Annotated in this window: 4 protein-coding genes; 1 reads left to right on the plus strand and 3 read right to left on the minus strand. The window is 70.4% G+C overall.

Annotation, left to right across the window (positions count from 1 at the left end):
• Positions 1 to 13 precede the first annotated feature (13 nt).
• Both DI269_RS21215 and DI269_RS21220 read right to left on the minus strand, forming a co-directional pair.
• Positions 14 to 1,717 (minus strand): FG-GAP repeat domain-containing protein, encoded by a 1,704-nt coding sequence (locus DI269_RS21215; RefSeq protein ID WP_112139540.1) that lies wholly within the window; start codon positions 1,715 to 1,717, stop codon positions 14 to 16.
• A gap of 172 nt (positions 1,718 to 1,889) precedes the next feature.
• On the minus strand, positions 1,890 to 5,459 hold the full coding sequence (locus tag DI269_RS21220) for an FG-GAP repeat domain-containing protein (protein ID WP_112139542.1): 3,570 nt from the start codon (positions 5,457 to 5,459) through the stop codon (positions 1,890 to 1,892).
• Positions 5,460 to 5,693: 234 nt separating this feature from the next.
• Between DI269_RS21220 and DI269_RS21225 the strand changes: the two genes are divergently transcribed.
• Positions 5,694 to 7,850 carry a (Fe-S)-binding protein gene (locus tag DI269_RS21225; RefSeq protein ID WP_112139544.1) on the plus strand — a complete coding sequence of 719 codons (2,157 nt, stop codon included), beginning with the start codon at positions 5,694 to 5,696 and terminating at the stop codon, positions 7,848 to 7,850.
• A 175-nt stretch (positions 7,851 to 8,025) separates the two neighbouring features.
• Here the strand turns inward: DI269_RS21225 and DI269_RS21230 are convergent.
• Positions 8,026 to 8,455, minus strand: a 430-nt coding sequence (locus DI269_RS21230; protein ID WP_112139546.1) for a nucleoside deaminase, incomplete at its 5' end; no start/stop codon positions are given.

Raw genomic sequence — 8,455 nt, forward strand, 5'->3', positions numbered from 1 at the left:
TCCACGATGACTGCTAGGCGATGATGTCCATCGACCCCCAGCCGTTGCCGAAGCCCCACGTCATCTCGATGTCGCCGTTGCCCCCGCCTCCGTAGAAGTAGAGGACGCCGTTCTGGTGGCGTCCGACCCAGTCGCCGTGGCCGTCGCTGTTGAAGTCGCCGACGGCGACGATGGCGGTCATGACGTTCCAGCCGCAGTTGAGCTGGACGCCGGTCTCCAGGGTCCCGTCGCCGCGGCCGCCGAAGAAGTTCAGGCAGTCGGTCTGGTCGTCGACCGCGATCACGTCGGCGTGGCCGTCGTGGTCGAGGTCGCCGACGGCGGTGAGCTGGCTGAAGCCGCTCCAGCCGGTGCCCAGCGAGGTGCGCGTGCCCCAGCCGCCGGTCCCGTTGCCGGGGTAGAACCACAGGCGGCCGGTGGCCTCCTCGACGGCGAGGATGTCGGTCTTGCCGTCGCTGTTGTGGTCGTGCCCGCCGACGATGGCGCTCATCGCGCCCCACCCGGAGCCGACGGTGTCGCGGGCGGCGGCGTCGTAGTCGCCGGTCCCGGTGCCCGGGTAGATGTAGAGGACGCCGGTCTGCGTGCGGGCGAACAGGTCCGCGAACCCGTCGCCGTCGGCGTCCCCGGCGGTCTCGATGAGGTCCATGTCCGCCAGCTCATCGCCGAGGACGACGGACTGGAACGTGGACCCGGTGCCCCGGCCGTAGTACAGCGAGGTCAGGCCGCTGGTGCCGTTGCGGGCGATGATGTCGGTCTTGCCGTCGCCGGTGTAGTCGTAGACGAGGTCGAAGTCCCCGGCGGGCAGCGCCATGGCGCCCCAGCCGCGGCCGACGAGGGTGCCGCCGTGGACGGTGGCGCCGTCCCCGTCGAAGCCCTGGAGCCACATCTGGCTGAACCGCGGGTCGACGGCGGCGACGTCGGCGAAGCCGTCCCCGTCGACGTCGCCGACGCCCGCGACCTGGTCAAAGTAGCGGTCGTCGTAGTCGTTGCCGAGGGCGTGGTCGACCTGGACGCGGTTCCCGAACTTCAGGTCACCGAGTCCGAAGTAGACGAAGTAGTCGCCGGTCTTCGAGTTGCGCGCGAGGAAGTCGGCGTTGCCGTCCGCGTCGAGGTCGCCGAGGCCGGCGAGGTTGTCGTACCCGCCCCAGCCGGTGCCCACGGCGACGCCGTCGGCGACGGTGCCGTCGGCGAGCGGGGCGTAGTAGTAGAGCTTGCCGTCGACGCGGTTCACCGCGAGCAGCCCGGACTCGTCGGCCTGGGCGCCGAGCGGCGCGAACGCGCCGATCGAGTTCCAGCCGGTGTCGGCCTGGACGCGGTCGCCCACGCCGCCCGCCCCGTCGCCGGGGTAGGTGTAGAGGATGCCGGTCACGGCGTCGCGGGCGCGCAGGTCGGCGAGGCCGTCCCCGGTCGCGTCCCCGACCATGGCGACGTCCATTCCGCCCCAGCCGCCTTCGACTGCGACGGAGGCGTCGAACGTCCCGTCGCCGTTGCCCGCGTAGAACAGCAGGTTGCCGTCGGACTTGCGGACGACCATCAGGTCCTGGTGGCCGTCCCCGTTGAAGTCGTTGCGGGACTGGACGGCCTGGGCATCGACGGCCGCATCGTCCTGAGCGGCGGCGCCGCCGGGCGAGCACAGCAGTGCCGCAGCGGCGGCCGCAGCCGCGACAGTGGCCGAGGGGATCGCGCGGAGGCGGCGCCTCCGCAGGGTGCTTCGTTGCATGGTGTTGTCCTGTAAGGGTATTGGGATCCTGGACTGACGCCTTTCACAGCGTCAATAACCAGACGATCACCGAGAGCGATCTGACGCAGTGCTTTCCGTAATGGGCCCGAACGGATGAAAAGGGCCCGGTCAGCGAACCGAAGTCCACCGCCCGGGCCCTCCCGCGGCACCGCTACACGATCAGATCCATACCGCCCCAACCGGACCCGATCACCTTCGACGACGAGTACGACCCCTTCCCGTTCCCCGCGTACAGGTACAGGCTCCCGTTCGCATGCCTCGCGACCCAGTCGACATGCCCGTCCCCGTTGAAGTCCCCCACGGAGGCGACGGCGTTCATGACGTTCCACCCGCACCCGATCTTGACGCCGTTCGCGAGCGTCCCGCTTCCCCTGCCCGCGTAGAAGTACAGGCAGTTGTCGGAGTTCTTGCGGGCGATCAGGTCGTCCTGCCCGTCGTGGTCGAGGTCCCCGACGGCGGTGATCAGGGACATCCCGCCCCAGCCGGTCCCGATGAGCACGCGGGCGCCGAACGCGCCGCCGCCCTTGCCGGGGTAGAGCCACAGCTTCCCGGTGGACTTCTCGGACGCGATGATGTCGATCCGCCCGTCGGCGTTGTAGTCCTGCCCGGAGACGATGGCGCTCATGGCGTTCCAGCCGGTGCCGAGTTTGATCCGGTCCTCGTCGCGCCACCAGTCGGGGTAGATGTACAGCGCCCCCGTCGACTTCTTCCGCACCAGGTAGTCGGAGCGGCCGTCCCCGTTCAGGTCCCCGGCCGCCTCCACCAGGTCGAACCCGGAGAGGTTCCCGTCGGTGACCCACGGGCCGTCCGCGAAGCCGCCCGCGCCGTCGCCCTTGTACAGGTACGGCCAGTCGTACTCCGGGCCCGCGCCCTTCGCGGTGATGTCGGAGCGGTTGTCACCGGAGTAGTCGTAGGTCCAGTCGGTCGCGACGGCCGGGAGCCGCATGGCGTTCCAGCCGGTGGCGACGACCGAGTCGGCGATGGTGCTCTGCGGCGACTCCTTCGCGAAGGAGCGGAGCCGCAGCTCGCCGGTGGGCCCGTCGACGAGGAGCAGGTCGGCGATGCCGTCGCCGTTGAAGTCCCCGGCGCCCGCGAACTGGCCGATCCACTCGACGCTGTCGCGGGGCAGGGAAAGGCCGGCGGCGCCGTCGGGGTAGCCAAGGTCGACGAATCCGCCGGCCCCGTCGCCGCCGTAGACGTAGTAGCGCTGGGTGTACGTCTCGCGGGTGAGCAGGTCGTCGTGCCCGTCGCCGTTGTAGTCGCCGTACGTGGTGATGGTGTCGTTGTCGAGGAACCCGGTGCCCATGACGGTCCGCGTGCCGAAGGTCCCGTCGCCCTTGCCGGGGTAGAGGTACAGGCGGCCGTTGCCCTTGCCGATGGCGACGAGGTCGACGAAGCCGTCCTCGTTGAAGTCGCCCGCGGAGGTGAAGGAGCCCATGGAGTTCCATCCGCCGCCGACGGCCTGGCGCGTATTCAGGCGGCCCTCGCCGTTCCCGGGGTACACGTAGAGCGTGCCGGTGCGGTTGTCCCGCGCGAGCAGGTCGTCGTTCCCGTCGCCGGTGAGGTCCCCGGCCATGACGACGTCCATGCCGCCCCACCCGGCGCCGCGGGAGACGCCGCCGTCCATGGTCCCGTCGCCGTTGCCCGCGTAGAACACCAGGTTCCCGTCGGACTCGCGGACCGCGAAGAGGTCCTGGAAGCCGTCGCCGTCGAAGTCGTTGCGGGAGTGGGTCGCGTGGATCTGCTCACTCGCGATGCCGGTGCTGTTGCCGACCCGGTCGGCGGCGGTCGCGTGCACCCAGGTCCAGTAGGAGTCGATGTCGACGTCGAACACGGCGGTCGTGCCCTCGGTCAGCCGCCGGCTCACGGCGGGGTCGGATCCGACCGGGTCGAGGCTGACCGCGACGGCGTTGACGCCGTCGGGGAAGCCCTCGTCGGCGACGCTGACCTCCACGGTCGCGGTCTCGCCGATGTAGTTCGTGCCGGGGACGGTGGCGATCTCGATGATCTCGGGCTTCGCGGTGTCGACGAGGTAGTGGCAGTCGGTGGTCTGCTCGAAGACGCCGTCGGCGGAGGCGAAGTGGTGGGTGACCTGGTACCGGCCGTCGTCGAGTCCGGTGAGGGCCGTGGCGGGCCTGGCGCCGTTGGCGACCGCGGCGGGCTCGGTCTCCAGGAGGACCGTTCCGGTCGCCGAGTCGGTGACGGTGGCGGACCAGGTGACCTCCGTGCCGAGCAGGTCCGCACGCCAGAACGAGGCGGTGATGTCGCCGTAGGGGACGTCGGCGGTCTTGCGGAGGCCGGGTGCGGCGACGGTGCCGGTGCATCGGGGCGCGACCTGGTACGACTGAACGTCGAAGTACACGTCGAGGCGGGCCGAACCGCCGTCGAACCGCGCGGTGGTGTCGCCGCCGGTCATGGCGAAGGGGAGCATCGGGTGGAATCCGTTCTCGCCCCATGCGTCGTCGACCGTCGCGGTCACGTCGTACACGGCCGTGCCGCTCCCGCAGGCGCCGAAGGCGGCGTGCTCGTCGGCCGGGAGCCCGCTCCAGCCGACGTCGGCCCATCCGCCGTATTCGGCGAGGCGCAGCTCCGGTGCGACGCATTCGGCGCCTTCGGCGGCGTCGACCTTGAACGAGGCGGAGACGACCGGGAACTCGAGTCCGTAGTCCCAGTAGTCCTCCACGGTCCACCGCGGCTCAGGCGACGAGAACATCCAGTAGGCGGCCGCCTCCGCGGCGGTGCACTCGCCCGCGGCGAGACCGTCGCAGTACTCGCCCGCCAGGGCGTCGCCGATCTCCCCGGCGGCCTCGAAGTAGGGCTCGTCCAGCCCCGCGTTTCCGCGGTGGAAGCCGATGTCCGGCGAGGCCGAGCTGTAGGTCGACCACTGGTTCAGGCTGGGCCGGTAGTAGGTCCAGCTGGTCGAAAGGGTCAGCGGGAACTCGGCCGCTTCGAGAACGTCGTCGGGCAGGCTGACGGACAGCCCGCCGTCGCCGTCCATGTCGAGACCGGCGGCGTGCAGGACGCCCGAGGCGTCGCGGACGCCGAAGCGCGAGCTCATCTCGTAGAGGAGCTGTGCGTCGTCCGTTTCGATGTAGAGCATGTCGTCGTAGGCGCCGACACGGCTCTCCGAATCCAGGGAGAGCCCGGTGGCAAGCGATTCCCAGGCGGTGGCGTCGGCGACGGTGAACCGCAGCTCCGCCGAGGTGTCTCCGGTGGTGACGGCCAGATCGAGCCCGGCGGCGAGGCCGTCGTACTCGGCGGTCGACCCGGAGTAGGCGGGCACCGGCACGGTCCCGTCCCATCCGAGCCGCCCGCCCTGGGTCTCGACGAGTGCGGACCCGCCGGTGTAGGAGAGCGCGAACGGAAACGGCGAGACCGCTTGGCGCAGCACGCCGTCCACCGGCTGGAGCGTCGGATCGAGGTACCCGAGGTCCTCGTCCGGCTGGACGGCCTCGGCGGTGTCGACGAGATGCAGCAGCCCCTCCGGAGTGGCGTACAGGGTCCGGTAGGCCCTGGCGTATTCCGAGATGCGCACCTCGACGTCGCAGGCGATCGCGGTCTCCAGCGCTTTGGCGATGTCCGCGGCGATCGGGTCGGCGCCGAGCCCGGCGCAGTCGCCGGTCTGGGCCGTCGCCGGTCCGGGTGCGGCAAGGAGCGCGGCGCCGACGGCCCCGGCGGCGATGCCGCCGAGGACGCGGTTCCGCGTGGTCGATCGGTTCATTCAGGTGTCCTATGGGGGGATGTGGGAGGGGTTCGACGGGCCGTGGGCCGGGGGTGCGGCTTCGAATACACGCGGGCCGTGTGGAACCGGTTGCAAGGGGAACGGGCGGGCGGGGGCGAGTCGGCTCGGCAGTGTCGTTCGACATGGCGGCTACTGGTCAGTAACATGTATCGTGATCGGCAGCACCGCACTGTCGTGTGACAGCACGTGTGAAAGCACCGTCGAGAGGTCGCCATGGGAGTCGTCCAAATCGTCACGGCCGTGATCGCGTTCGCGTACACCGCGCTCGCCATCTGGCTGTTCGTCCGCGCCGGGCTGGGGATGCTCGCGCTCGTCAGGCTCGGGGCGCCGGACCTGACCCGGAAGGGCGACCGCGGGACGCGGGTGAAGACGATGCTGCGGGAGTCCCTGGGGCACACCAGGATGCTCCAGTGGCACTGGGTGGGCGCGGCGCACTGGGCCGTGTTCTTCGGGTTCTTCCTGCTGTTCCCGGCCCTCGCGCAGTCGTACTTCGAGGTCCTCAACCCGCACTGGAGCCTGCCGGTCGTCGGGCACTGGAGCCTGTGGCTGCTGGGCTCGGAGATCCTCACCGTGCTCACCGGCCTGGCCATCCTCGGGCTCTTCCTGGTCCGGATCTTCAGGCAGCCGCGGGCGCACCAGGTGCCGCCGCAGGGCACCGCCTCGGACGCCGGGCAGCGGCGCTCGTCGTCGCGGTTCGAGGGCTCCCGGCAGTGGATGGCCTTCTACATCGAGGCCACGATCTTCACGATCGTCCTGTCGCACATGACGATCCGCACGATCAAGGTCGCCCTCGGGGACATCGGGCACGAGTGGACCTCGCCGGTGTCGTCGCTGTTCGCGGGCGTGTGGAGCGGGGCGTCCGAGGACGCGCTGCTGACCGCGATCACCCTCGTCGCGCTGCTCGACATCCTCGTGTCGTGGACGTTCTTCCTGATGCTCGCGCTGCACCCGTCGATGGGCATCGGCTGGCACCGGGTCACGGCGTTCTTCAACATCTACTTCAAGCGCAACGCCGGCGGCGCGGTCTCGCTGGGCGCGGCCAAGCCGATGCTCGTCAAGGGCGAGCCGGCCGACTTCGAGACGGCCGACCCGGAGACGGACCCGTTCGGCGTCAGCGTGATCACCGACTTCTCGTGGAAGGGCCTGCTGGACTTCTCCACGTGCACCGAGTGCGGCCGCTGCCAGTCGCAGTGCCCCGCATGGAACACCGGGAAGCCGCTGTCGCCCAAGAAGCTCATCACGGACCTGCGCGACCACCTGTACGAGCAGGCGCCGTACCTGAAGGCCGCGGCGCTCGCGAAGGAGCGCGGCGGGGACACCATGGAGATCGAGCCCATCTCGATCATCGGGTCGGTCATCGACCCTGACGTGCTGTGGTCGTGCACGACCTGCGGCGCGTGCGTCGAGCAGTGCCCGGTCGACATCGAGCACGTCGACCACATCCTCGACCTGCGCCGCAACATGGTGATGATGGAGTCGGACTTCCCCGAGGAGGCGCAGACCATGCTGCGCAACCTGGAGAACAAGGGCAACCCGTGGGGCGAGAACCCGGCCCACCGCCTCAAGTGGGCCGAGCCGCTCGACTTCGAGGTGCCGATCGCCGAGGCGGGCGGGGACTTCGAGTACCTGTACTGGGTCGGGTGCGCCGGGGCCTACGACCCCAAGGCGCAGAAGACCTCTCGCGCGGTGGCGACGCTGCTGCACGACGCGGGCGTCAAGTACGCGGTCCTCGGCGAGGCCGAGACGTGCACGGGCGACTCGGCGCGGCGCATCGGGCACGAGTTCATGTACCAGATGCTGGCCGAGCAGAACGTCGAGACGCTGAACGGGGTCGGCGCGGTGAAGATCGTCGCGACCTGCCCGCACTGCCTGAACACCGTCGGGAACGAGTACAAGGACCTCGGCGGGAACTACGAGGTCGTGCACCACACCGAGCTGCTGGGCGACCTGGTGCAGGCCGGGAAGATCACGCCGGTCGAGCAGCACGAGGGCAAGCTCACCTACCACGACCCGTGCTACCTGGGCCGCCACAACCGGATCTTCACGCCTCCGCGCGAACTGCTCGGGACGTTCTCGGAGATCACCGAGATGCCGCGCAACGAGGAGCGCTCGTTCTGCTGCGGCGCCGGCGGCGCCCGCATGTGGCTGGAGGAGCCGATCGGCAAGCGCGTCAACCGCGAGAGGGCCGACGAGGCGGTCGCGACCGGCGCGAACACGGTGGCCGTGGGCTGCCCGTTCTGCTCCACGATGCTCCGCGACGGCGTCGCCGACGCCGGCCGCGAGGACGTCGAGGTCATCGACATCGCCCAGCTGCTCGCCCGGAGCCGCGAGGTGAAGGCCGAGAAGGCGGGCACCGCCGCGCCCGAATAGGACCGATCGAACGCGCACCGAACACTGTCGGACCCCCGTGCCACCTTTGGTATCGGGGGTCCTTCGTCTGTCCGATTTGAAGGCTGACGCCGGGAAACGCCCGAGTCGCCGGAGGACTGTCGGACCCGTCGGGCATCGTTGAAACCGGGGGTCCCCCGGACGCCCGTTTTGAAGGCTAGCGCCCGAAGTGCTCCCTCAAGAGGGCTGCGGATTCGGCTTCGAGGACGCCCGCGTAGACGTCGGGGTTGTGGTTGAGGCGGGGGTCGCGGACGACGTCCCAGAGGGAGCCGACCGCGCCGGTCTTGGGTTCCCAGGCGCCGAAGACGATTTCACCCACCCGGGCGAGGACCGCGGCGCCCGCGCACATCGTGCACGGCTCCAGCGTGACCACGAGCGTGCAGCCTTCGAGGCGCCAGCCGTCGCCGTGGACGGCAGCAGCAGCACGGAGGGCGAGGACCTCGGCGTGCGCGGTCGGGTCGCCGAGGGCTTCGCGGGCGTTGGCGGCGACGGCGAGCTCGCGCCCGTCGGGGCCGACGACGACGGCGCCGACGGGGAGGTCGGGCCGCGGAGGGACCGGGGCGGTGTCGGCCTGGCGTGCCGGGCTG

The organism is Glycomyces dulcitolivorans, assembly GCF_003265355.1.
Lineage (GTDB): Bacteria > Actinomycetota > Actinomycetes > Mycobacteriales > Micromonosporaceae > Glycomyces > Glycomyces dulcitolivorans.

What these genes read in the sequence shown, in the direction of transcription:
- DI269_RS21215 (WP_112139540.1), bottom strand. Translation starts at nt 1,717, where the DNA reads ATGCAACGAAGCACCCTGCGGAGGCGCCGCCTCCGCGCGATCCCCTCG.
- DI269_RS21220 (WP_112139542.1), bottom strand. Translation starts at nt 5,459, where the DNA reads ATGAACCGATCGACCACGCGGAACCGCGTCCTCGGCGGCATCGCCGCC.
- DI269_RS21225 (WP_112139544.1), top strand. Translation starts at nt 5,694, where the DNA reads ATGGGAGTCGTCCAAATCGTCACGGCCGTGATCGCGTTCGCGTACACC.